Source organism: Bradyrhizobium sp. LA6.8 (assembly GCF_040547935.1).
GTDB classification, from domain to species: domain Bacteria; phylum Pseudomonadota; class Alphaproteobacteria; order Rhizobiales; family Xanthobacteraceae; genus Bradyrhizobium; species Bradyrhizobium barranii.
In genome coordinates this window covers 202,310-226,308 of sequence record NZ_JBEPQQ010000007.1, presented here as the reverse complement: position 1 = coordinate 226,308, position 23,999 = coordinate 202,310, and the positions used below count along the sequence as shown (strand labels likewise).

Below are 23,999 nucleotides of genomic sequence, written 5' to 3'. Positions count from 1 at the left end.
CCAGGAAGGCCAGTGCCGGGTGCGCCGGGAGCGTGCCGCCCCCTCTGAGGGCAGGTCGTCAGCGTGCCCCTTGAGGTTGCTCGCGGGCCGCGCCGCAGGGGATATTCAGACGTAGCTAAGCCACCGCACTCGCGTTGATCGCTTCGATCTTGGCGAAGATCTGCGTGACCCGCGCTTCATCGAAAAGCTGCTCCGGTCCCGTTGGTGCGATGTCGCGGAAGGGCGGCTCGTAGAGCAATGCCGGGTCCATGACGCCCTGGTGGGTCAGGTGCTCGATGATCATTTCGATAAAGGTGATCTGGGTAGCCGAAGCCGTTCCAGATGAAAGGAACACTCCGAAGGCTTCACTAACGGCGGCGCGATCGAGGCCGACCAGCGAGCGGACGAAGCGCCCGAAGCCGCGACTTGCGGATCGGGCGCGCTCGATATCGCCCTGCTCGCCGACACCGGCGTCCAGCAGCATCTTTTCGAGCTCGCTAAGGTCTGTTGGCGTCAGTGGCCGGCCCTGCCGCAATTTGTGCAGCACAATGTGGTCCTCGTGCGCTTTCAGGAAATGCCGGGCCTTAGCCTTGAAGCGGGCGAAGTTGGCTTCGCCAACCTGTGGTAATTCGTGTTCGACGCCCTCGCCGATTTCATCAGCGAAATTCGAATAGACCACCGCCTTCTTCGACTTTTCGATGTGCTGGACCAGATCGCGCAACCGCAGGCGCACCAGCTCGAGCAGGGGAACGGTGACGCCCTCCCACCAGTAGTCAGTCTGGATCGCCTCGAGCAGCACGGCCTGATGGGCGATCGCCGGAATGCCGGTCTGGTCTTCAAGTGCCGAGGCGATTTCCTTTAATTGCTTGCGCAGCGCGTCGAAACGCTTCGATCCGTTGAGAAGCGCAAGCTGCAGCGAAAACATCAGGAGGTCGAAGCGCTTGGCCTCTTCGGTGCCGAAGCTGCGCGCCGACGGCAGCGGCGCGATTTCGTTGAGCAATTCCTGGTGCATCTCATCGTCGATCGCCTGCCAGGCCTCCGGCTCGCGATATTTTTCGACGGCACGGCGATGCTGCCGGACGACGAAATTGTCCGGATTAAGCCCGGCAATCGTGTCCTGCAGAGTCGCCAAGGCGTCAGCGCGGATATCCTCCTCGCTAGGCGGCTTGTCATCCGCTTCGCCTACCTTATAGGCTTCTTGTTCGTTCGCGGAAAAGCCGTCCGCCTTCTGTGTCTTCTTTTCGAGGGCAACGATGAGATCGAGTCGGGCCGCGAACAGCCGCTCCGACAACGATTTCGCCGTGCTGGCTTCCTTCAGCTCCGGATTGGCACCGAAAAATTCGAGATTCTGGCAATAATCGAAGACGCGGAAGAATTCCTTGTCTTGGCCGGGGCCGAACAGGTCCGGGCACAGTCGCGTGCCGCGACCGATCATTTGCCAGAATTTCGTCTTCGAGCGGACCTGCTTGAAGAACACCAGGTTGACCACTTCGGGCACGTCGATGCCGGTGTCCAGCATGTCCACCGAGATGGCGACGTGCGGCGCCTTGGTCTTCTTGGAAAAATCGTCGATCAGCGTCTGCGCATAGTTGGTTTGATGGGTGATGATCCGTGCAAAATGTCCGGCGAGAGCCGGATAGGCGGCATTGAAGCGGTCCTGGATAAACTCGGCGTGGGCCTGGTTCTTGGCGAAGATGATGGTCTTGCCGAGGCGGTCGCCGCCTTCGACCTTGATCCCACTGGTCATCAGATGCGCGACGACGTGATCGACCGTATCCTCGTTGAACAGCCGCTTGTTGACCTCGGCGGCATCGACGCTATCGGGGACCTCGTCCTCGCCCCATTCCAGCATGTCCCACTGGTCTTTTTCTTCGGCGGTGAGATCGTCGTAGCGCAGGCCGGAGCGCACGATTTTCAGTGGCACCGAGATCGCACTCGGCGGCACGAGATATCCGTCCGCCACCGCCTCATCGAGCGAATAGGCGTCGGTCGGCACCCCATCCTCGAGATCGAACAGCGAATAGGTATTCTTGTCGATCTCGTCCTTCGGCGTCGCGGTCAGGCCGATCAGGAAGGAGTCGAAATACTCGAAAATGGCGCGGAAGCGTTGGTAGACCGAGCGGTGCGCCTCGTCGATTACGATCAGATCGAAATGGCCCGGGCCGAACTTGAGCTTGCCCTCCTGCTTTCCGTCGATCAGGTTCATCATCGTCGGGTAGGTAGAGAGAAACACCCGGCCCTGACCGGTGCGGTCGGTGACGAGGTTCACCGGTGCGGCATCGGGCAGATGTTCCTTGAAGGCCTTCACCGCTTGATTCACCAGCGCGACGCGATCGGCGAGAAACAACACGCGCTTTGCCCAGCCGGCGCGCATCAAGAGGTCGATCAGCGCGATCACGGTGCGTGTCTTACCGGATCCAGTCGCCATCACCAGTAGCGCCTTGCGCTCGCCGTCCGCCTCGAAACTCCGCGCGACATTGCGGATCGCCCGATGCTGATAGGGGCGTTCGACGATCTTGCGGCTGATCGGCTCCGATCCCAGCGGCTTGCGGGCGGTGCGGCGCTGGATCAGCAGCTCCAGCTCGTCGCGCTTGTAGAAGCCGCCGATCTGGCGCGGCGGATAGCGGGTGTCGTCCCAGATCCAGTGCTCATAACCGTTGGAATAGAAGATCACCGGCCGCTGGCCATAGCGCGCCTCCAAGCAGTCGGCGTAAAGTTTGGCTTGTTGCTGGCCCTGCCGGGCGTCCTTGCGGGTGCGTTTGGCCTCGATCAGCCCGAGCGGCTTGCCGTCGGCGCCCCACAACACGTAATCGACGAAGCCGATGCCTTCGTTGTTCGGCATGCCCTCGACGCGGAATTCGGTGTCGTCGGCCTCGTCCAGCGCCCAGCCGGCCTCGCGCAGCAACAGGTCGATATAGCGGTCGCGGGTCTCAGCTTCGTTGTAGTCGTGCTGGTCGGCTTGTGCCTCGGCTGCCTTCCGCGCCGTGGCGACCTGCGCCCGCAGCGTCTTCAACTCGTCGTCGAGATTTTGCCTGTCGGCGAGCAGCTCTGCCAGCTCGCCGTTTTTGGCATCAAGCTCGGCCTGCTGCGCTTTCACATAGGCAAAGGTCTTTTTCAGCACATCGTCACGGCGAGACATTTGCGAGGCGTCGAAAGTGAGGCCGTCTGCCGGCTTGCCTTTCCGGGCATAGGTGCGGGCCAGCCAGAAGCAGACGTGAAACAGTTCTTTCACCGCGCCTGCGGCATCGCCTGGGCTGGTCTTCCGCTCCTCGTGCACCGCGCGATTGCGCAGCGAATTGATGTATTTCGCTTTCGCGAACACCGCTTCGCCTGTCGCTCTTCGAAAAGTCGGCTCGTGCAGCAATGCGGCGATATTATCCTGATAGGGCAGCTTCAGGTTGGGATCACTGCGAAACGCCCATTTCACCGCGATTTCCACCGCCTTGCCAGCAAAGAATGCTGCCGCGGTCGGCGATGCCCCCGCCTGGCGCTCCGCCTCCACCGCCGCCTCGTGCACGGCAGGGAATTCGGTGGCGAGGAAGGCGAAATTGGACATGCGGCTGCCCGATTAGAGTTGGCCGGAGAAGGCGCGGGATTGGAGGGAGGAGAAGAGAGATTCCGTGTTGTCCGAAGACGAAAGCAAACGCTTTGCCTGGATAGCCGCTTGTTCGGCCAATCCAACAAATCTGTATTGTAGATCGACCGGCGGCAAAATAGCGGGGAACGCCGAAAGCTGAGTCTTGTTTATCGAAGCGATTCCCGTGGTCTGCTTTGCCACGCTCAGAAAGTATCTTTTCCCATAGGGACTGCTTACCAGCCAATTCAGGAAAAGAGGCAAGATAGCTTCAGATTTAATCCGCACTCTGAAGATGTGGTTCTGATGGATTGCTTCGTCCAATTCTCCACCCCACAAAGTGCCGCGGCCAAGTTTGTCAGGATCGCCGCCCTCTGTCAGCAGCAGATCGTCTTTTCTTAGACGATAGCGAGCGATTTCATCTTCTGTCGCCTCGATGGATTTGACGCCCCCAAGTTCAAGCCTGCGATCTTGCACGTTCGCTACCGCCAGATAGGGGACTTGTCTCGTGGCCTGCCCGGTGAGTTTTCTTCCCTTCGTTATTCCGGAACCGATTTCGGCGAATTCAGACAGAGCGACGGGTGCGCCCCACTTGGAAATGTCATCCCCCGTATGGCCAAACAAATCAAAGAAGATCGATTCAGTAAGGCCATCGAGCATATCGAGCGCGCGTTTGCGCTTGCGTCGCAATGCATCCGCCTTGTCCAGGATTGCCGCGATCCGCCGCTGCTCCTCGAGTGGGGGAAGGGGGATTTTTGTTTCTTTGACTATGCCCTGCGAGATGTTCGGCTGTGCCCCGCCAGCAGCACGGCCCAAAAAGTGATTTATCTGCGATTGAAGGCAATGAAACACGTAGCGCGAATCCGCGCGCTTGGGATCCGGTCGAATGTTGCACACGGCTTGATTAGTAGCAGCATTAATGCCCAGAAAAGCCATACGTCCGACGGTTGCGCCATACATGGCAAGCAATATTGCGCCCTTAGGGACGATCTTAGCGCTGCTCTCCTTGACGGCGCGCTCCGTGATCTTTTCCTCTGTGTCAGTTATTACGCCTTCGCGGAGCTCTCCGGATTTCACCCAAGGAATGCCTCCCCTGTAAAAGTCCGCGTTTGCCCGACTGGGTGTTCCGCCGCTTCCTGTCTCGCAAAACTCGCCTAACGATAGTTCAGGATAGGCGCTCATAACATCGCCTCCAACTCGTCCAGCCCTTCCGCGATCTCCAGCTCCAGCGCCTTCAGCTCTGCGATGATCTCTTTTGGCGGACGATGGGCAGAGGCCTCGTGCACAATCTCCTTGTAACGATTGATCGAGAGATCGTAGCCGGCCGCTGCAATTTCGGCCTTGGGCACGCAGAAGCTTTGCGCCGTGCGTGGGCGTTCTTCTTCAGCTGCATGCCGCTGCTTCCAGCGGGCGGCGATGTCGGGCAAGTTGTTTTTCGTTTGCTCGTCATCGGTGAGCTTTGCCTTCGGCCCGATCTTCTCCGAAGGCAGAGATGGATTGCGCTTGTCATCCAGCGAGAAGCCATCGGCCTGCAAATCGTAGAACCAGACCTTATCGGTGCCGCCAGAGTTGGTCTTGGTGAAGAGCACGATTGCGGTGGAGACGCCGGCATAAGGCCTAAACACACCGGATGGCAGCTTGACGATGCCATCGAGCCTTTGATCCTCGACCAGCATGCGGCGGATTTCCTTATGCGCGGTGGAGGAGCCGAACAGCACGCCGTCTGGAACGATCACCGCCGCGCGCCCGCCGGGCTTCAGCAACTTGATGAACAGCGCCATGAAGAGCAGCTCGGTCTTCTTGGTCTTAACAACCGTGAGTAGATCCTTCGCAGTCGTCTCGTAGTCCAGCGAACCCGCAAACGGCGGATTGGCGAGCACCAGACTGTAGCGGCCTTCGTCGCCGGCATGTTCCTGCGCCAACGAATCCTTGTAGCGGATATTGGGATTTTCAACGCCATGTAGCGTCATGTTCATCGAGCCGATCCGCAGCATGGTGCCGTCGAAATCGAATCCGTGGAACATCTCCTCATTGAAATGGTCGCGGCTCGCTACGTCGTGGAACAGTTTTGGATGATTTTCACGCAGATATTCGCCAGCCGCGACCAGGAAGCCGCAGGTGCCGCAGGCGGGATCGACGATCACGTCCTTCGGCCCCGGCGCCATCATCTCCACCATCAGCGCGATGATGTGGCGCGGGGTGCGAAACTGGCCGTTTTGCCCGGCGCTAGCGATCTTGCCGAGCATATATTCGTAGAGGTCGCCCTTGGTGTCGCGATCCTCCATCGGGATGTCCGCCAGAAGGTCGACCACCTTGGCCAGCAGCGCCGGCGTCGGGATGGTGAAGCGCGCGCCCTTCATATGGTCAGCGTGGGCGGTGCCGGCCTCGGCCATGTTGCGCAGGAAAGGGAAGACGTGTTCGGAAACCAGCTCGAACATGGTCGCCGGGTCCTTGTTCTTCAGTTTGGACCAGCGCATGTCCTCATAGGCGACGCCCTTGCCCTTGCCGAGGCCATCCTTGCCCTCGGGGAAGATCCGGCGCTCCATCGGCTTACCGAGCCGGTTCGCCTTGTTTTCCTCGCGGGTATGGGCCTCGTCCAGGCCGCGCATGAACAGCAAATAGGTGATCTGCTCGATCACCTCGAGCGGATTGGCGATGCCCCCCGCCCAGAACGCATTCCATACCCCGTCGATCTTCGACCGAAGTTCACCCGTCAGCATGCCACCCCCCAAATCTGGGAGGCAACCTAATGGGTTGGCGATCAATAGGAAAGACGCCAACAGCGCCCGGCTTGGGAGCTTCTGGTGGACCTACTGGATCGTCAGCCGCCCTCTGATTTGCCGCTGGGACGACGAGGACTGAGACAAAGAGCCACCGGTTGAGGTCGATTCGACGTCCAGCGACGACGACGTCGAGGACGTGAGCTCGCAGTCGATGAAGGCCGCCTTGGAATCCTGGTCTATAAAGCGACGGCCGGACCGCAGGGAGGAGACGAGCTGCGAGAGCCGAAATCTACATAGATCGACCGCTTCTAACCGCGACGATGTCTGCGACAGGCGAAGCGTTCTTCTAGCTCAAACCCAAAGCAACAAAATTGCGCCATTGGACCGTGGGATGAAACATTGATTCTAAGATTATGCCGGCTCGTTTGAACAAGCCCCAAGGGTAAACGAAAGGACTCCGCCGCGTTAGGTCTCAGCAGCTGATCTAGCGAAGTTCGGTCATTTTGCTCGGACCCGTTTTCAGTTTTGTCGCTCGTGATGAGCTAGCACATTGATTTGGAGCGTGTGACCGCCGGAATGGTGCCTCGCGGCGGCAACAATCTGCGCCTGCTACCCGAGCAGCGAATATACATTCAAGCTTGTGAGAAAGCGTTTCTGGAGATTGTCAGGCTAGCTCCAGGCTGATCCGCTACTAAAAATCTGAACCTATTTTTCAGCGGGTCATTTTCGGCAACAAGTGCGTTCTGTCTGCCTGGGACGTCTTCAACCCTGCCGCCCACTGGGAACAGAATGCAAAATTTTCTCCGTGTGATTCGTGCTCAGTTCGCGAATTTCAGCGGAAAATCGCGTGTTGCGTTTCTATAACATAGAAATGTAACTGCGTTTTTCTCGTCACTTCGCACAGATTTTGGCCTCCAGAACTGTCAAAGCGCACAGGACTTCTGTGCAGAACGAACAGAAATTCTGTTCAATGGAGCAGCGTGTGTGCGTGTTCATGTGAAGCGTCCGCTCGTTTAAGGCCTTACTATCGTATTCCGGATCCTTGTCTAAGCGACTCAAGCGCCGATTGGTCTACGAATGAAAATTGACGTCGCAGCGATACGCAATGGATCGAGCTGACTGGAGCAAATCGGCCAGCGCAGTTCGTGGATTACCCTGGCCGACGAGCTTAGGGGCTGATCTGCCCCATCGAGGAGCTGACTCTCTAATCTGGACGCGAGCCATTTGTAGCCAATGGGCTCCAGAATCAGATTAGGAGGCCGCTGGTGAGCTAACTGGAAACGCTAGTCGGTCGAGCCGAAGAGGCCTCCCGATGAATCCGCGGGCTTCTCTCAGCCAGGTAACATGGAGGGTCGAGCAGACCTGCATGCACGTAAAGTTGGTGAATGAAGCGGCGGAGCCGCCTGCGTCACCGCGAGCTCTTTCGATCCAAGGAAACCTTCTAACCGGAGTATCCTCAATTCCGGAGACATCACCCATGTAACGCCTCCCATATACTCTATTACTCTTATAAGAATATAGAGATATGGAAGGCGTTACATCCAAGCATTTCAAGGCGCCGATTTCACTGCTCCGGGGGTAGAGGGAGCCGCTAAAGCGACAGCTACGGAAAAGGTGAAGGTAACTTCCTGCGCTGGCGGAGCCGACGGACACGATCCCGAGTGAGGCTGCGTGTTCTTGCCCGGACTGGGTCTGTATCGCCACATTTTTGCGCAATGTGCTTTCCAAGTTTTTCGGTCACTCTTTCACAATGTTCAGCGAAGGGGCACTCTGCACAGGTTTGGTTTTCGCGAGCAAAAGCGTGCAGAATGGCAAAACAACTTGGTCGCAGCTCCTGCGTTTTCAGAGCGGCGGCCACGGCGGGCGCTGTGACGGCTTCTTCGAGGGCCAGTTCGACCCTCCGAGGCCCGAACTCGAAATAGGCTCGATCGAGAGGTAGAAGTTTCAGTTCCTGGCAAACCCTCGCGATCAGTGCGGGCTTCATGTGTCGTTCCCTGACGACCCGGACTACCCAGTCTTGGTGCGCGTATTGGTTCAGGTGGGCGCTGAAGTTTGAAAGGTGATACTGCGGTAGATTGGACACCATGAAGTAAGCTTCATTGTGAGCAGTCCAGACTTCCGCGATGTATTCCGCGAGAGGAGGGGCGTTTCGCTCGCAGTAGAGCTGGTTCGGCCGGGGTGGCTTCTGATAGCCCCGTCGCAGAAAGAACTCGAGGGCATGCTCGCAGAAGAAATCGTATGGAAGTCCAAGTCGATCGACAAACTGACGTGCTTTCCAGCAAGCCGTGAATTCGGTCTTGCTGCTGCGCCAATTACCCCGATGAAATGCCAGTTTTTCGGCGGCTTCGTTGGTCGCAAAATTTCTGGCCCATTTGCGGCGATAAGCCTGCAGATACTGCTCAGCGAATAGGTTGGTCGCGTCCATTGGATGCATAAATCTATAGCCGAACCACTTTGTAGTCATCAAGGAATGTTCCTGGCTTCCCTCTTTGGCCGAAAGCTTCAGCGCGGCTTCAAAGCACTTTTCGACGAAGGTGCGGTCGATCGGAATAGATGATTGAGATCGGGGCATAGCTTTTCATTCAGCCAAAACGATATCTTGGCTGTCTCTTGGCTTGAGTGAGATTGGTAAGTCCCATATAGCGGCCAGCTCTGGAATTGATCGAAGATCTTTCGACCAAGATCAAAGAATCGATGGCGCACAGTAAGCCCGACGGTTTGAGTCTGTCGCGCTGCTACAGCAGCTGGATATGAACAGGACAGCCGGTCCGACGGATGGAACCCGAACTGACGTCGGAACTGCTCCGCCCATCCACGGCTACATTGCCGCTGCAAGTCCCACAGTGGATGTGACTGGACTCGTGGTGATAGTAACGGCCAAGGATAGCCCGAAAAATTCCGGTGGCCCCAATACGCAATGGATTGGACTTCCGAAAATAGTTCTAGGACTTCGCTTCTCGCAAAGCCCTAGAGGGTAGCTTGAGACGGCAGGCTATTCAAATTTGTAGCCGCCGATCGCGCAAAATTCGCTTGCTGTATCATTCATCATCGAACTGCTTTCGGCGCCCATTTTGAAGCGATAGCTTACGACAGTGCCGTTCCGCTGCGTTACGGAGCCCAAGACGGTCTGAAAACCTACATAGCCACCGTAAGAGTTCTTCGCGTTGACTTGGAAGCAGTAGTCGGGCGCGTCAGCCTGAGCCTTGATCAGATTGGGCCATCGATATTGAGCGGATAGTGGATCCTTTAGCCGGCTCCCATACGTGCTCGTGATGATCTTCTTCTCAGCATCCGTCAGCGGGCGTTGTTGGGCGTAGCTAGTGCCGACCGAAATGGTAGCTAGGACGACGAGCGTAAGTGTAGTTCTGAGCATTCTCTCTTTTCCTGTTTGCTGGGGTGATTTGAGTGGATGGGGGCGCTACCCAAGGCGTGCGACCAGATCGACCGCGCGCAGGTGGGTGTAGCGCTGCAGCATCTTGAGCTCGCGATGTCCCGAGATCGCGCTGACCTCGGCGATGTTGAGACCCTTCTCGAAGAGCCGAGAGATCGCCTCATGTCGCAAGTCGTGAAAGTGCAAATCCGACATCGCGGCACGGACTCGGAGATGCTCGAACGCCAGTCGCACCGAATTCCCGGTCACGGCGAACACTCGATCGCATCTGACGCCGGCGCTCCGGAGATCCTGCAGAGTTTGAACAGCGCGGCGTGACATGGGAACGTCGCGGCTGTCGCCGTTTTTGGTCAACGGCAGGTGGGCGACCCCTCGTTTGAGATCGACGTGTTCCCACTTGAGATCTAAGAGCTCGCCTCGCCGCATTCCTGTTTCTATGGCGAGGATGATCAGCGGCTTGAGCAGCGGGGTGCGCCCGCGGTCGCAGGCGTCGAGTAAACGCTGCTCTTCGCCGTCTTTGAGCCTTCGCGTTCGACCACGTGGGACTGGCGGGCGTCTGACCAGTTTGACCGGGTTGCGGGGCACCCAGAGTCCCCACTCGCGGGTCGCGATCTCGATCGCGTGCGATATCGTGTTGAGCTCTCGGACAACTGTCGCCGGAGCCACGATCTTGAGCCGCTCGTCCCGATAAGTTGCGACGTCCGAGCTGGTCAGCTTGGCGAGTGTCCGGTGCGAGATGGGGCAGCGCGAAATTGAGTTGATCCGCGCTTTCTCGGAGACGGCCCCACGCTTGCCAGGTGTCACCTCATTGGCGTAACGGGAGAGAAGCTCCCCTAGCGTCGTCTTCTCGGCAGCTCGCGTATCAGCGACCCAGCCAGACCTATCGGCTTCCGCTTCAAGGTCGCGGGCCCAACGTTCGGCTGCAGTCTTCGTATCGAACGACTTGGCGCGGGGTGGGACTCCGCGACGACGCACCTGCGCCTGCCAACGCCCTCTGAGCTTTCGAATAGTTGCCACAGACCGTGCTCGGATCACCTTGTTTTCTCGATACAAGGACGCCGGTGACTCGGTGCCAAGGATTATCCCGGCGCTGTGTGGGAAAAGTGGGGTGTGCCGCGTCTGTGCCTATTCCCAGCCACCGTCGGAGCCAGGACGCGAAAACGCCTATGGGAACAATGGGGACCGGACAGGGGCAGCTGCGATCGCGATCGAGCTGCGTTGCCGTGATGAGGCAACGCTCTACGATGAGCGAGAAATGCGGCTCCGCGCAACCGAGCGTTGACATCATGTTCGCCTCCTCTAGGGTGCGCGCAATGCAGACGTTCGAGGAAACCCATGATCATAAGCCAACAGCGACTCACGCTATTCGTGTTGATCTCTGCCGTGGAAACTGACGTGCGACAGCTGATAGTCAAGTCAATCTTATCCCAAAAGAAATTTGCCGAAGTGTTTCCTGCCGCTCTTATTGCGGAATCTCAGCAGCGAATGCAAAAGTCGCCGGAGCTTGTTCAAGGTCATTCTGATGAGATCGATCTTCTGGATTTCATGAACCTAGGAGACCACTTCCAAACTCTGAATCGATCCAAGGAGTTTATTCCGACGCAGACTGCGAGACTGGTTGCAAAAAATAAGACGATCGAAACTTTGGTTAATATCAGAAATCGAGTGATGCATGGGCGCCCCCTTGATTTCGATGATTTGCCCTTCGTCAAGAACTTCTGTCAGGAGTTGACGTCTGCTGATCAGAACAGCTGGAACACCACTGCGGAGCTATTGAAGACACTTAGGCGCAATCCGGCTTATGTCTTCGAGCACGAGGATGAATTCGAGCTGGAGGTTCGGGACACTATTCTAAACAACTTGCCATCGCCCGACTTCGATGACACGGGTTTTGTCGGCAGAGCGGATCACCTGGATCGACTCAAGAAGGCGATAAAAGGTAGTTTTCCGATCATCACAATTCTGGGCGATGGAGGACTGGGAAAAACTTCATTGGCGCTGAAGGCGCTTTACGACATCCTTGATGAGTCTTCGAACCAGTTCGATGCCATCGTTTGGACCACCGCCAAGACCACGGTCCTGACCGCCGATGCAATAAAGGACATAGAAGGGTCTATAAAAGATTCCTTGAGTATCTTCTCTGCTGCGAGTGCTGTGTTGGGGGGCGCGCCTGGTTCCGACCCGATGCAAGGCCTCCGTCAATGGTTGGAGACCTTCCGCATTCTGCTTGTTATTGACAATCTCGAAACGGTGCTCGATGAGCGCATTAGACGCTTTGCTGCTGATATTCCACAAGGGAGCAAGATACTCTTTACGACGCGCGTCGGGCTTGGAGCACTTGATTTTCCGGTCGAGCTGCAACAGCTGAGCGAACGGGAAGGGGTAGAGTATTTCAAACGCATCTGCGATGTATACGGGCTGCCGGAGCTTCAAAATAAGAAGAGAGACTACATTCTAGATACCTGCGCGCGGCTCAATTTTAGCCCGTTAGCCATCAAATGGTTTGCGCAAGCGATACGAGCCGGTGGCAGTCCTTCATCTTTGCTCGCTGATCCTAAGCTTGTGCTGAGATTTTGCGTTGCGAACGTGGTCGACGGTTTGTCTCAGTCTGCGAGGACTGTGCTGGATGCACTGATTATCTCTAGTCGACCTCAAACGCTTTCATCTCTGCATTTCTTACTCTCGGAAGAGCTTATCGCGTTGTCCAACGCGCTCAGAGAGCTAAGAGCCGCAAACTTGATTTTGATCACGCCAAGTCAGCTGCTTGGCGGTGACGATTTCTACATGGTGAAGCCGCTCGCGAACTTTTACGTGAGAAACTACTTTTCTCCATCTCTTGAGAGACAAAAAGAGCTCCGCGCCAAGCAAAGCCAGCTCTCATTTGCGCGCGATCGACTAATGGCAAGGCGCAAAGGAAAGCCGAATATTTACGATCCGAACCATATCTTCATCAGAGAAGAGCATGCTGGGAGCGACTTCATTGTCGCTGACTACCTTTCTTCAGCTTTAACTTCATTGAGAAAGGAGCAGCGAGAGCAGGCTGAAGCGCATCTTGCAAAGGCGATGAATATGTCGCCAAATTACTTTGAGGTGCACCGCGTAGAAGCATTTATGTCATTCGTTATGCAAAATACGTTTAGAGCGGAAGATGCCTACGAGCGTGCAATCTCACTCTGTGGCGACTATGCCCCATTGCGCTATTTTTATGCTGGCTTCCTCATCAAGATCGATGAGCCTGAACGTGCGGTAGCACAACTGGAGCAAGCGGCAAAGCTCGATACCCAAGAGGCGAGCATCAAGATTCAGCTGGCGAGAGCTTATACTAGGACGCGTAATTTCGAACTGGCAGAGCAGAAATTGCACAAGCTGGTAACGAGCGACCTTTCCAATAAGGCCAAAAAGCTGGTCGTTGAGAATTGGTTTCAGCTCTATTCACAGCGATTGAATGCCTCGATTAGTCAAATGGATCTGAATGAGGCGTTCTTGGTGATAGAGCAGCTAGGCGATTACGTTTCCAATCTGAATCCGCAAATCCTGGACTCAAAACATCGCGTAACAGCATTTCGCATTACCGGTCTTATACATCGATTTATCTCTGACGAGAGAGGTAGTGAGCGTTGTTCGCTGGCTCGCTCGATAGCAGGTGCGATTGAACGGCTTTTCGAGAATCAAGCATCGCCTGTCGCGTCTGATGAGCAGGACGTGGACGTTACTCCCCCTTCCGCAAGGCAAAGGATGGGCACCATCAAGAACATCGTTCGCGAAAAGAAATTTGGATTTATACGGGAAGATAACGGCTCTGAATGGTTCTTCCATCGAAACCATATGCGGGCCATGGCCGCGTTTGAGACGGTAACGCAGGGAGATAGAGTTTTGTTCGGTCTCGGAGAGAACGAGCAAGGACCATGTGCCGTTGGGGTAGAGCTTGCCTCAAAGCACGCAGTCAAATAGCTGCTGGTCAGCAGGAATGCTTAAGCAACCGCTCCGGCTTTGAAGGGCAGCGGTCCATTGGCTGCGCCGCCACTGTGACGGATCGTGACTCAGCTAGGTCGCTGAAGCAAGCGGGCATTGATTTAGAAGGAGAGTTCCACGGCAGAGCTTTGCCCTGCCAGAGCCATGGTCTATTAGAATTGCTCCCATCGGAGTGCCGACCGCTCGAACGTCCGTCACTCCAATCTGTTGCTGCCGCCAGCGAAAGCTCGCCGACCTAATGGGCTCCCCGGGTTCGGCACCATCCGCATCACGATTGCTTCGCCTCAATGTTGGGACGGAACGTCGGGCCTCGGACAACTAGTCAGGCTCGCTCTACGAAGCTGTTGACGACAGCTTTCGTGCCCGCGCGTTCGAAGTCCACCAGCAATTTGTTTCCATCAATCGAAACTATCTTCCCGTATCCAAATTTCTGGTGGAACACTCGATCATGAAGGTCGAGCTCGTAAGAGTCGCACTGTGCAAACTCAGAGCCCCATATCTCCATCTCGTCATCCAAAAGTGAATCGGAAAAGTCCACGTCTGCCTCAGTGAGGGTCGTTAGATCATAGTCGCCTGGATCTCGAAGCGCCGCTATTCTATCTGCGTGGCGCACCGTTGCTCTCTCAAACGTATTTCTAACGCCGCGACCATTGCCAAATCCGTCGTCTCCCTCAACCAATGAAAAATACTTCAGGAGCGCGTCAGCGGCGGCGGGGGTCAGGCGAAAACCATGTTCAGCGGCCCGCTTCTCGAAAATATGCAGCATCTTATCCGCAGAATAATCTTCGAACTCAATTCGTCTCGTGAAGCGGCTTTGAAGCCCGGGGTTCGAAGCGATGAAGGCGGCCATGGGATCGCTGTATCCCGCGACGATCACCACGAGGCGATCACGATTATCTTCCATTAGCTTCAGTAGGGTCTCGATAGCCTCCGGACCGAAATCCCACGGCGCATCCTTCACGAGACTATAAGCTTCATCAATAAAGAGAACGCCATTTAGAGCGCTCTCGATGACTTTTTTTGTGTTCGTCGCGGTCTGACCAACATAACCGACAACCAGACCACTCCTGTCGGTCTCAACGAGGTGCCCCGACGAGAGAATACCGAGGGCCTTATAGAGCTTGGCTACAATGCGCGCGACGGTAGTTTTACCAGTGCCTGGACTGCCGGAGAAGACGAGGTGAAGCGAGATTGGGGACTGTTTCAAGTTCCTAGCAGCACGAAGCCGTTGAACCTTTATAAAATTGGTGAGGGAAATGATTTCCCTTTTAACGGCATCGAGGCCGATCATCTCGTTCAGCTCAGCTAAGGCTTGAGCGAGCTCGCTATCTGATGCTGCAGCCTTTTGCTGGACCAATTCACGCTTAGCTGATTGGCGAGGGTCAGCATGACCTTCATAGCTAGTCACGGCCTCGCGCATGGTGCGAATAATTTGTTCGCCCCTTAGAAGTTCAGGTCGCTCGAATCCAATTTGGTTGATCCGGCTTGCCACCTCTGTGAGCGCGTTGGTCGCAGCGAACGCACGCAATCCTGCTGATTTCAACGTCTCTGTTATGAAGGCGTTTGCCTGCATGTTGAAGCGATCGCGCTCAAACTGTCCGAAGGCGGCTAAAAGTGTTATCGCAACAGAGAGCAGCGGCAGTAGGTATCCATCACCCAAAGGCGAGGCCGCTAGCAAGGCTGCGAGTTTGTCCGATGCTACAAATGAGATGTATTCCTCTTCTCGGCCATTCTTGGCAAGAGTCTCGAGCATAAGGGGAAAGTGATCTGTAACCTCGGTCAATCTACGAATTGCCTCACGTTTCGACTCCGCAAACTCGGGAATTGATCCAAGCGCGGCAGCGAAGCCATCCAAGACGGCATCGGCAATCGCATTTTGCCCTATATTGATAAGGCCGGGCGACATCAGAGCGCAAAAATACCAAGCGAGCTGGTCACAGAATTCGTGAATAAACTGTTCCCGGTCAGGAGGAGTGTTCGCGATCTGGCGCTCGATCCACGCAACCATTTCTACTTGCTCGACTCCGGCCGTGCTCCACGCTCGTCTGAAAGTTGGGCTTGATTGGTAGTCTAGCCAAGATTCTTCACTTAATGCACTGAGTTGCTTGGCAAGCGTGTCTTTCCAATCAGAGCGAGCAGTCATTTTAGGTTTGCTTCCATTTTTCGTCTGTCCGCCCCAGCCTCGAATGGGCAGCGGGCTCTGAATAGAACATCGCTGACAACAAGGCAAAATGGTCGCGCGAAGGAGAATGTTGAAATCGGGGGGAGAGCCGATTTGGGTGGGTCTCGCGAGCTTCGCCATTAATTTTGAGCGCTGGCAGGCGTCGCTCGTGTGCCTTTGATCGCAGGCATCATATTGATGGCCGCACTCTCGGTCCGCCGGGGGTGGTGGTCTCGTAGGCTTCGGGGGGACTCGCCAAGAGCATAGCGATCTGTGCAGTTTCAGGCCGCAAATTGCGTTCGTCTAGCAAATTCTTTTGGAGCTCGTTGCCCGGCCAGAGCCACGGTCTACCTGACCTGCTCAGACCGGAGTGCCGGCCGGTCGATCGACCACCACTCCGGCCTGGTTGCCCTAGCCAGCGAAAGCTCGCCGGCCTAATGGGCTCCGCGCGGGTTCGCCGCCATCCCCATCGCCACGATTGCTCCGCCTCCAGGTGCGGCTTCTCCCGTGGTCCCCGCGCTTATAGGGTCCGGGTCCCCTTAGACAAAAACGGGGCTCCAGCATGTCTCGCCGTCATGCCGTCGTCTCAACGAGAGTCTTGAATTCGCTGAAGAACTCGGGGTGGCGTCTTTCGAGATATTTAGCGACCTTCGTGTTGTCGATGAGTTTGGCCAAGTAACCTTTAAGCACCGTAAAGTGCAGGTGATCTTGGCCGTAGGTGTCTTGGATCGACGTTATCGCCTGCTGCAGCTTTGAGAGCTCGCTTTCCATCCGTGAAAGAGCTTCCGCAGTCATGCCCTTCATTCGCTTCGGCGCGGACGAGTTTACCAGCTGCGCTTGAGGTGTGCCGGCGAGTATGGCCGAGGCATACCCCACCGAATAGTTGTTTGCGTTGGTCAGAAGCTCTGCCGTCTCAATTTGCCGTATCGGAATCATCTTTCGCAACACGTCGAAGACGGCCATCGGGCACATCTTATCCTTGAGAAGCGCCACAGCCTCTTCGCAGATGCCTTCGACCAGCGTTGCCTTACGGACTAAGCTACGCACGTTGATGTCGAGTGCTCTAGCGATCTTCTCCTTTGGAACGTTGCGTTCGATCGCTTTCGCTATCATTCGCTGTTCCTGAATGGCTGACAACCGGCTTATCCTCTTATTGTAGGTGAAAGCCTCATCGTCGCTAGACAACAAGCATTCCACTTGCGCTTCTCCAAGGTCTTTTAGGACTTCAATCCGAAGGTGGCCGTCGAGCAAAAGAAATGCACCCGTCCCCTGCTTGTCGCGGCAAACAACCGGCGGTTCGACAAGGCCAATCTCCCTGATAGAACAGGCAATTTGTTGGTATTTGCGGCTAGACTTTACGGTCTTGCCTATTGCGCGCACGGGCAGGATCGCAGAGATATCGATATGGACGGTATCTGAGCTAAAGGCCTGCATTACCTCGGGCAATGCACCCGGATCGACGTATCGATTCATTGATTTGGCCTCGCTGCGAGTCGCTCTTGCAAGATTGCGGGCATCAACGCGAGGTCTTCGGCCTGCAATAGTCTGACGAACTCAGTGTCTTCGCGCAGGGCTCGGATTGCCTCGACCACAAACAGCAATCGGTTCTGAGTTACTTCGGCTTTCTTGATCAATAGGCGCTGGCGATCGGCCTCCTTCCTGTAAACCCTAATCATCGATTCGCTCGTGAGGGGCCTCTTGGACGTCTGTCGTCCAAAGCTCTGACCGTGCAGGTGCTTGCCTCGCCTTTGGCGCTGTTCGATCACGCGTCTGACTGCAACCAATTTTGCGCCTCGCAACTTCTTTTCCGTATAGGCCTGTGTCAAAGCGCGCTGCACCTCATTGTCGTCGCATCGGGCGATTTCGATTGCCATGTTTAGAGGCAGAATACCGGTTTCGACGGCATGGACGAGGCGTTCTTCCCCTTTTGATAGGAGCGTGCTGATCATCCGAACATAGTCAAGGCTGACGCCAATCTTGCTGGCAATCTCTCTTTCATCGTAACCGCGACCTCGTAAGGTGCTGATGTCCTCTAATAGATCGATTGCGCGGTGGTGACGACGAGCGCAGTTCTCGACTAGGCTCATAACGAGACAGTCGCTCTCCTCTGCTTGAATTACGATGGACGGAATCTGTTGCTGGCCCAGTTGAAGGAATGCTTCTATTCGGCCCTGCCCACATACCAGATCATATCGATAAGAATCCCCTTCAGAGGTGCATGGGCTGACCGTAATAGGACGTTTCAGGCCAACCTTCGCTATGCTCTCCACAATCTCGCGAAAATTTCGTTGATTGCGCGCGCGAGGGTTTAGGATGCGAATCTGGTTGATTGGTATATTCCTAATCTCTAGGCGAGGACCGCCTGTTGTGCTTCGCGTATTCATGCAGCCTCCTCAAAGGGACACTGTCTAGCCAGCGAATAAAGCGAATCTAGTTCATCAAATCGATAGGCATCCAAATGAAGTGCGTTGTCTTGAGCGAGCTTTAGCCGCGATGTCGTGAGATCGAGTCTAGGAAAGACGTAATAGTCTAATATGTCGGTGTTCGACGTTGATAATCGGACTGCGATGGTAAGATCTGGGACGAGACTCGTATCAAACCTCACGTGCCAGCGATAACCGGTGCCAGAAATGCAGGCTCGCGCGATCACGACGGCTGCCGTGAATTGGTCGTTTATAGTTAGAAGCTGATTTTGATCCACCACGATATGACCGCCCGCTAGCTCGAAGCCGCGAACTATCGTGGCGACAATTGCGGGATGGTGATCCCTGATCCGGCGGTTGATCTCGATATATGAATAGTCTCGATCTGGAATATATCCGATCAGGCTATATGCCCGGATCAGACTCCCAAATCGATGCCGATAGGCGCTTGCCGATGGCATGTCGTCTCGCTCGTCGATGATAAGCCCAGAAAGATAGCCTTCATCTTTCAAAACCTCCTGCAGCAGACACAGAAGGTCCTCGTCGGTATAGTGAGCGCTGCGAGCATCGATGATCGTGCGAGCTCGCTCAAATAGCTCGCGGCTGACCACGGCGGGAAATGCGCCCTCCGCTCTAACCCAGGTATCCGGACTGTTTACAACGCGCCTCTGCTTGAGCTTGAAAGAGACGCGGTTGAAAACATTGTTCCCAATATACTTTTCGTTGGTGAGGATCTGATGGACCGAAGCCCGCGTCCAAGGATGCCCCAAGTCGGTGAGACTGCAGGCTATGTTTAGGCGTTCGGCAATCTCTTTCTCGGACAATCCTTGCTCGACAAACATTGCATAGATTCGACGAACCTGTTCCACTTCCTCAATCGGCCCGAGAGTAAGCACAACTCGATCTGTCTGAAGGCTCTTCCGATCTCCGCGGTTAAGCATTGCCTTCGGCGTGCGATTTTCGTCAATCAGCTGACGCCTGAGGCCAAACCCTGCAAGCCCGCCCTGCCGAAACCCTAACTCGACCAGTCTGCATTGGCCCGCAAAGACTTTGACGGAGAGTTCTCGGCTGTATTCACCGGCCATCACCCGCTTTACGTTCTTAAGCAAGACCGAACCGATGCTGCCATCGTTGTCAAATTGTTCGCCGCAATAGTGAACTCGAATTCCGGCGCGAGAGCAGACATGTTCGTAGTAAGCGCCCTCATCTGCGTCTTGGAAGCGGCCCCATCGACTCACATCGTATACAAGAATTGCCGAAAAGGTGGCTTGGCCAGTCTGCACTTCGCGCATCAGGCGTTGGAGGCCTTCTCGGCCGTAAACTGTTAGTCCGCTTCGACCCGAGTCTTCGAAGGTCTCGATAATTCGGAAACCCCGGTTTGCGGCGTATCTTTCGATCGTCTCAAGCTGATTCTCGGTCGAATATTTCTGATGGTCAGTTGACATGCGGACATAAGCAGCTGCGCGCTTTATGTCGCCATCGCGTTCTTCAACTTTGAAAGATCGACGTATCAAGCGGCGCCCCATCGTTGCTCTTTTCGCGCCGTCGCATAGCGGCCACCGGGCTCTCCGATCATAAGAAGCAGGGTGAGGGAATGTCGTTTCCAAAAAAGGGCAAGATGTTTCCTGGCGAGCAGAATGATGAACTTGCTATCGAACATGGAACTCATTCCAAGATCTTTGCTGCGAGGATTGCATCTGCCCTAAACGAGGAGCTCGGAAAGACCAGTGCGCACGTGAAGATCGTTGCGGCTTGGACTGGAGCCCATGAGCGCACTGTGAAGAATTGGTTCGCCGGTCGCTACGGGCCCAGCGGAGATCATCTGGTGACGCTTATCAAGCATTGCGACGCCGTCTTGATGGCGGTTCTTTCAATGGCTAATCGTGATCAGCTGCTCATTGGTGCCAAGATTGAGGACATCGAGCGTCGGCTAGCCGAGTTGCTCGAGATCCTCCGGCAGCGGTAGAATGTTAGTTGGGTAGTGAGTCAGATCAGCTTTGGGGGCGACATGGGCAATCGGTGGGCAAGCAGCGGGTTGTCTGGAAGTCGGGGCGTGTTCAAGGCGCTGCACAGCGGACTCACGGTGGGTCTAATTGCCACATCAGCTAGTGAGTTGAAAACTTGCACGCCTCACGAGCTCATCTCAGACGTGCTTCAGCGCAACCCCGAGGACTTTGATTTTCTTCCAGTCGTTGATGAAACGCATCGTTTTGCCGGGATGTTCCATGCCGCAGCTCACAGAGAGCGACGCACCTTAGGCACGGTGTGGCAATGCTATGTTCCTCTATCCGAGGACTATCTGCTTGGAGCCGATGCAAGCATTCTGGATTTTGTTCTAGATGCGGACGAAAAGCAGTGCCGCTTGGTGATCTCAGGCACTAAGGTCGTCGGATTGGTGAGTCTCTCTGACTTGCAAAGACTTCCAGTCAGGGCCGCGTTGTTCGCGCTGATTACTGGATTAGAGATGACGATGGCTGATCTGATCCGAACGAGACATCCAAAAAGCGAGGATTGGATGCGGTTTCTAACGAACGGGCGACAGGCGAAAATTGAGGAGGAACGCAAGAAAGCAAAGTCCGACGACGGCTATGTCGACACGCTCCTCTTTACACAATTTTGCGACAAGCGCGATATCCTAACGCAGAAACTGCCCGAACCGGAGCGGAGTGCGTTGAGTGCTGCGCTTGAGAGAATCGAAAGCCTAAGAAACAGCATAGCCCACGCGAACGAATACGCGTCCGCACCCGCCCAGGCGAAGAATGTCTGCAAAATCGCTCGGGAAATGTTGCATCTGACGGATCAGTTTCAGGACCAATTGTCGGCGACAGTTCTGGCAAAATAACGTGCTTAACCTTCGTATAAGGTCTTGCTAGGTTGAGGCGACCCTGAATATCTCATAGCGCGCCGCCAACCTATCTCGGTCCGGACGATCCCGCATTCGGTCGGGAAGCCGGATGCGGCGGCCGTCCAATTGTTTGAGGGCATCCAACATAGGGCCATCGTTTTGGTTCAGTAGCCGCTCTGAAACATGTATTCCAAAGTCCGGATCGATGCCGATCAGGTGTGCATCGAAGGCGGCATGGTGGATCTTAGACAAAGGGAGCCCGTTAGAGACCAGCGGCTGTCCCATCCGCTCATTGGCGTCCGCAACAATGTGGGCAGCATCCAATAGGAGGGGTTCTGGAAGCCCTGAAAGGGCGCACCGTCCACTGTAAGCTGCAATCACCGCCTCTCTGAAGGTGGCTTGATGCAAGCGTTGTTTTATCGTCCGAAGGGCGTATCTGCGCTCCGGCCCCTCAGATGGTGGGATCAGGCCGTGCTCGACAGATCCGAACACTACCCCAGCCTTTAACGTGCGACTATCCCAGCTCGATATGAATGCCGGAAGAAATGCTTGATAACGTCCCGGCGCCACTCCGAGAAAGTATATGATCGGAACGGCGTTTTCACATGCCTCCCTTAGCCAGCGGTTGTCAGCCGAGTTGGGATCCTCGCCCATAAAGGCGTAATCTACCGTCTCGTCACCTTCGAATATCTGACGATGAACCTCCCTTTGATCGTCATACCAAACCCTGGCTCCCGGCTTTGGAAAGACGGTCTTGATAGACAGCAGATGGTGCATTTGGCGAGGCTTAAAGATGCCGCGGCGCTCATTGAGCAGGGGCACTCGTTCACCGTGGAATATGAAGCCGGGCCTCAATTCCGTTGCTGTCAGATGCGAGTGGAGCTCAGTTAGCCGTCGGACGTGCTCAAAGGCAGCAACCCGCATCGATTTGTCGAACGTTGCTGCTTCCATAGAGGGAATCACCGAGGAGACGATCGGAGCATACCGCTGAGCTTGCCATAGCTCATGCCGAGTTCGAAAGAGAAAGTCCTCGAGCGAACTGTGGCCCGCGTGTGCCTGGCAGCAGGAAATGCTGCACCGGAAGCAAGGAAACCCTTTATCTATGGAGGGATATGCCCGTTCTTATTCCAGCTTCGGAGGGCAACGCTCTATCCAGCTGAGCTACGGGTGCTAGTCGAGGTTCATTTAGCCGATTGGCGGGGGGTGGGCAACCTCCGCTTTGCCCGGGCCCGGACGCCCGGCATCGCCCAATTCCTGGTCTTATGCTTCGCTCTTCAATCCCGGAGGGCGGCCGGTCCCGAGATCTCGCCGGAATCGGTCACGAACATCAACGGGCCCGTCTCCGAGGTGGCGAACACGGCCGCGGTGAGCGGGCCGCCAAAGCAGGCGCCGGTATCCAGGTTCAACCGGTTGGCCCGCAGATCGGGTGTCCCGGTCCGGACCGGCGTATGGCCATGGACAACGAAAAGCCCGTGGTCGTGATCCGACGACAGGAAGGGTTCCCGGATCCACAGCAGGTCCCGCTCGGATTGTGACGCCAGCGGCACGTCCGGCCGTAGCCCAGCGTGGACGAAAACTCGTCCATGCTCGATTTTCATCAGCGGAAGCGCACGTATCCAGTCGAGATGCTCGCTCGGCAGGTCGGCGGGATCGTCAATCCCGTAACTGTCGAGCGTCTGCTCGCCGCCGTTGCCCCACCAATTCATGAGGTCGCGGTCGGTGCGCTCCATGTCGGCTGCGCGAAGCAGCATCTCCTCATGGTTACCCCGCAGACAGACGAAGGGGCGGTCCTGCTTCCCTTCGCTGCCGACGAGAAAATCCATCACCTCGCGGCTCTGGAGGCCCCGGTCGATATAGTCTCCGACAAGGACAAACTGGGCGCTCCGCTGGCCGCGAATCTGGTCGCATGCGGCGAGAAGCGACGTCAGCTTGTCAAAGCAGCCGTGGATGTCGCCGATCGCGAAGGTGAGCTCTTCGTGCTCGGGAAGATGCAAAGCCAGGTTTCTCCCGCGTGCCAACTTAGATGGTGAGACCCTTTGTCGTGCCTTTGAACCTAATCCGCTCCGGACCCACGCCCACCTTCGCGAGCGATTCAATCACTCTGTCGTTCAGCGTCTTGCCGTCCTTGTCCTTGCGATCGCGTTGAACCGCGGTGAAATCATACACGAGCAGCCCGACATTGGCGCTGCTCACGTTGAGCTTGGCCCCGTCCGCAACGGCGCTGATCGCCGCAGCCACATTGCGGTGTCCGTTGCTCCATTCCGCCATCTCGGCCAGATTCTTCGCAACGCATCGATAGCTGTCATCGAACTCCGTCTTGTGAAGGTCGATCACCTTCTGATAGTCCGCGATCTGACCGACAATGTCGCCGTTCTCCAGCTCGGGGTTGCTGAACGTCTTGGCCTCCCAGAACACTAGATCCACGCCGGTCGCCGTCGTTTCGAAGTTCGCCAGGTCCATGCGGAGGAGGTTCCGCTTGATGCCGGGGACGCCGGATGCGTTGATCGCAATCTCGACGTCGACGACGGAGAGATTGGACGTCGCGATCTCGTGGACGCCTTCCTTCTCCTGTCCGGAATAGAGCGATGCCGCCCTTTTGAGCTTCGCCAGCGTCTCTGTGCGCTTGTATTCGCGCGTCAGCATTCTTGGCTCGGCGCTGCCGAAGGCGAACTTCCCCTCGACGAGCGAAACCTGATCCTTGAGGTCCGGATTCAGCAGATATTTTTCATGCGTCGAGGCGGTCACTTTCCCGCCCTTGAATGACACTTTGAAGATGGATTGTCCCTGCCAATAGACGTTCAGGTACTCGTCCCGAATGCCGATGATGAGTGTGGGATCGGCGAGAACGTCTTTCCACCAGCCATCCTGCTGGGCGAGTGTCTCGAGTGCCTTGCGAAAGTCGTCGCCCCGGATTCCGCGTCTGAAGCTCAT

At 56.0% G+C, this 23,999-nt stretch carries 16 protein-coding genes; 3 read left to right on the top strand and 13 right to left on the bottom strand.

What is annotated here, in order from left to right; all coding sequences use genetic code 11:
* Positions 1 to 115 precede the first annotated feature (115 nt).
* From ABIA90_RS30275 to ABIA90_RS30250, 6 genes are all read right to left on the bottom strand, one after another.
* Entirely contained in the window at positions 116 to 3,535 is a 3,420-nt protein-coding gene (locus ABIA90_RS30275; RefSeq protein ID WP_354119080.1) for a DEAD/DEAH box helicase family protein, read from the bottom strand.
* A gap of 12 nt (positions 3,536 to 3,547) precedes the next feature.
* A complete protein-coding gene (locus tag ABIA90_RS30270) occupies positions 3,548 to 4,735 on the bottom strand; it encodes a restriction endonuclease subunit S (RefSeq protein ID WP_354119079.1) in 1,188 nt (395 codons plus the stop codon).
* The gene (locus ABIA90_RS30265; protein WP_354119078.1) at positions 4,732 to 6,273 is read right to left on the bottom strand and encodes a type I restriction-modification system subunit M; all 1,542 of its coding nucleotides are present in this window, start codon (positions 6,271 to 6,273) and stop codon (positions 4,732 to 4,734) included. The genes ABIA90_RS30270 and ABIA90_RS30265 overlap by 4 nt, the downstream gene beginning before the upstream one ends.
* 1,606 nt (positions 6,274 to 7,879) lie before the next feature.
* Positions 7,880 to 8,848 (bottom strand): hypothetical protein, encoded by a 969-nt coding sequence (locus tag ABIA90_RS30260; protein ID WP_354119077.1) that lies wholly within the window; start codon positions 8,846 to 8,848, stop codon positions 7,880 to 7,882.
* A gap of 420 nt (positions 8,849 to 9,268) precedes the next feature.
* A complete protein-coding gene (locus ABIA90_RS30255) occupies positions 9,269 to 9,649 on the bottom strand; it encodes a hypothetical protein (RefSeq protein WP_354119076.1) in 381 nt (126 codons plus the stop codon).
* A 45-nt stretch (positions 9,650 to 9,694) separates the two neighbouring features.
* Positions 9,695 to 10,684 carry a site-specific integrase gene (locus ABIA90_RS30250; protein WP_354119075.1) on the bottom strand — a complete coding sequence of 330 codons (990 nt, stop codon included), beginning with the start codon at positions 10,682 to 10,684 and terminating at the stop codon, positions 9,695 to 9,697.
* Positions 10,685 to 11,002: 318 nt separating this feature from the next.
* Between ABIA90_RS30250 and ABIA90_RS30245 the strand changes: the two genes are divergently transcribed.
* Positions 11,003 to 13,618, top strand: coding sequence for an NB-ARC domain-containing protein (locus tag ABIA90_RS30245; protein WP_354119074.1), 2,616 nt, complete (start codon positions 11,003 to 11,005; stop codon positions 13,616 to 13,618).
* 343 nt (positions 13,619 to 13,961) lie between these two features.
* Here ABIA90_RS30245 and ABIA90_RS30240 read toward each other — a convergent pair whose 3' ends face one another.
* The 4 genes from ABIA90_RS30240 to ABIA90_RS30225 form a co-directional block, all read right to left on the bottom strand.
* On the bottom strand, positions 13,962 to 15,782 hold the full coding sequence (locus tag ABIA90_RS30240) for an AAA family ATPase (protein ID WP_354119073.1): 1,821 nt from the start codon (positions 15,780 to 15,782) through the stop codon (positions 13,962 to 13,964).
* Positions 15,783 to 16,373: 591 nt separating this feature from the next.
* The gene (locus ABIA90_RS30235; RefSeq protein ID WP_354119072.1) at positions 16,374 to 17,273 is read right to left on the bottom strand and encodes a plasmid partitioning protein RepB C-terminal domain-containing protein; all 900 of its coding nucleotides are present in this window, start codon (positions 17,271 to 17,273) and stop codon (positions 16,374 to 16,376) included.
* Positions 17,270 to 18,184: a plasmid partitioning protein RepB C-terminal domain-containing protein gene (locus ABIA90_RS30230; protein ID WP_354119071.1), complete on the bottom strand. Its 915-nt coding sequence runs from the start codon at positions 18,182 to 18,184 to the stop codon at positions 17,270 to 17,272. Before ABIA90_RS30230 ends, ABIA90_RS30235 begins: the two co-directional genes overlap by 4 nt.
* A complete protein-coding gene (locus tag ABIA90_RS30225; RefSeq protein WP_354119070.1) occupies positions 18,181 to 19,749 on the bottom strand; it encodes a recombinase family protein in 1,569 nt (522 codons plus the stop codon). The genes ABIA90_RS30230 and ABIA90_RS30225 overlap by 4 nt, the downstream gene beginning before the upstream one ends.
* Before the next feature lie 68 nt (positions 19,750 to 19,817).
* Here ABIA90_RS30225 and ABIA90_RS30220 point away from each other — a divergent pair, with 68 nt between their 5' ends.
* Positions 19,818 to 20,189, top strand: a complete 372-nt coding sequence (locus ABIA90_RS30220; protein WP_354119069.1) for a hypothetical protein — start codon at positions 19,818 to 19,820, stop codon at positions 20,187 to 20,189.
* 87 nt (positions 20,190 to 20,276) lie between these two features.
* Entirely contained in the window at positions 20,277 to 21,065 is a 789-nt protein-coding gene (locus ABIA90_RS30215) for a CBS domain-containing protein (RefSeq protein WP_354119068.1), read from the top strand.
* 27 nt (positions 21,066 to 21,092) lie between these two features.
* Here ABIA90_RS30215 and ABIA90_RS30210 read toward each other — a convergent pair whose 3' ends face one another.
* From ABIA90_RS30210 to ABIA90_RS30200, 3 genes are all read right to left on the bottom strand, one after another.
* On the bottom strand, positions 21,093 to 22,019 hold the full coding sequence (locus ABIA90_RS30210) for an HNH endonuclease (RefSeq protein WP_354119067.1): 927 nt from the start codon (positions 22,017 to 22,019) through the stop codon (positions 21,093 to 21,095).
* Between the two features lie 323 nt (positions 22,020 to 22,342).
* Positions 22,343 to 23,062 carry a metallophosphoesterase family protein gene (locus ABIA90_RS30205; protein WP_354119066.1) on the bottom strand — a complete coding sequence of 240 codons (720 nt, stop codon included), beginning with the start codon at positions 23,060 to 23,062 and terminating at the stop codon, positions 22,343 to 22,345.
* 25 nt (positions 23,063 to 23,087) lie between these two features.
* Entirely contained in the window at positions 23,088 to 23,999 is a 912-nt protein-coding gene (locus ABIA90_RS30200) for a hypothetical protein (protein ID WP_354119065.1), read from the bottom strand.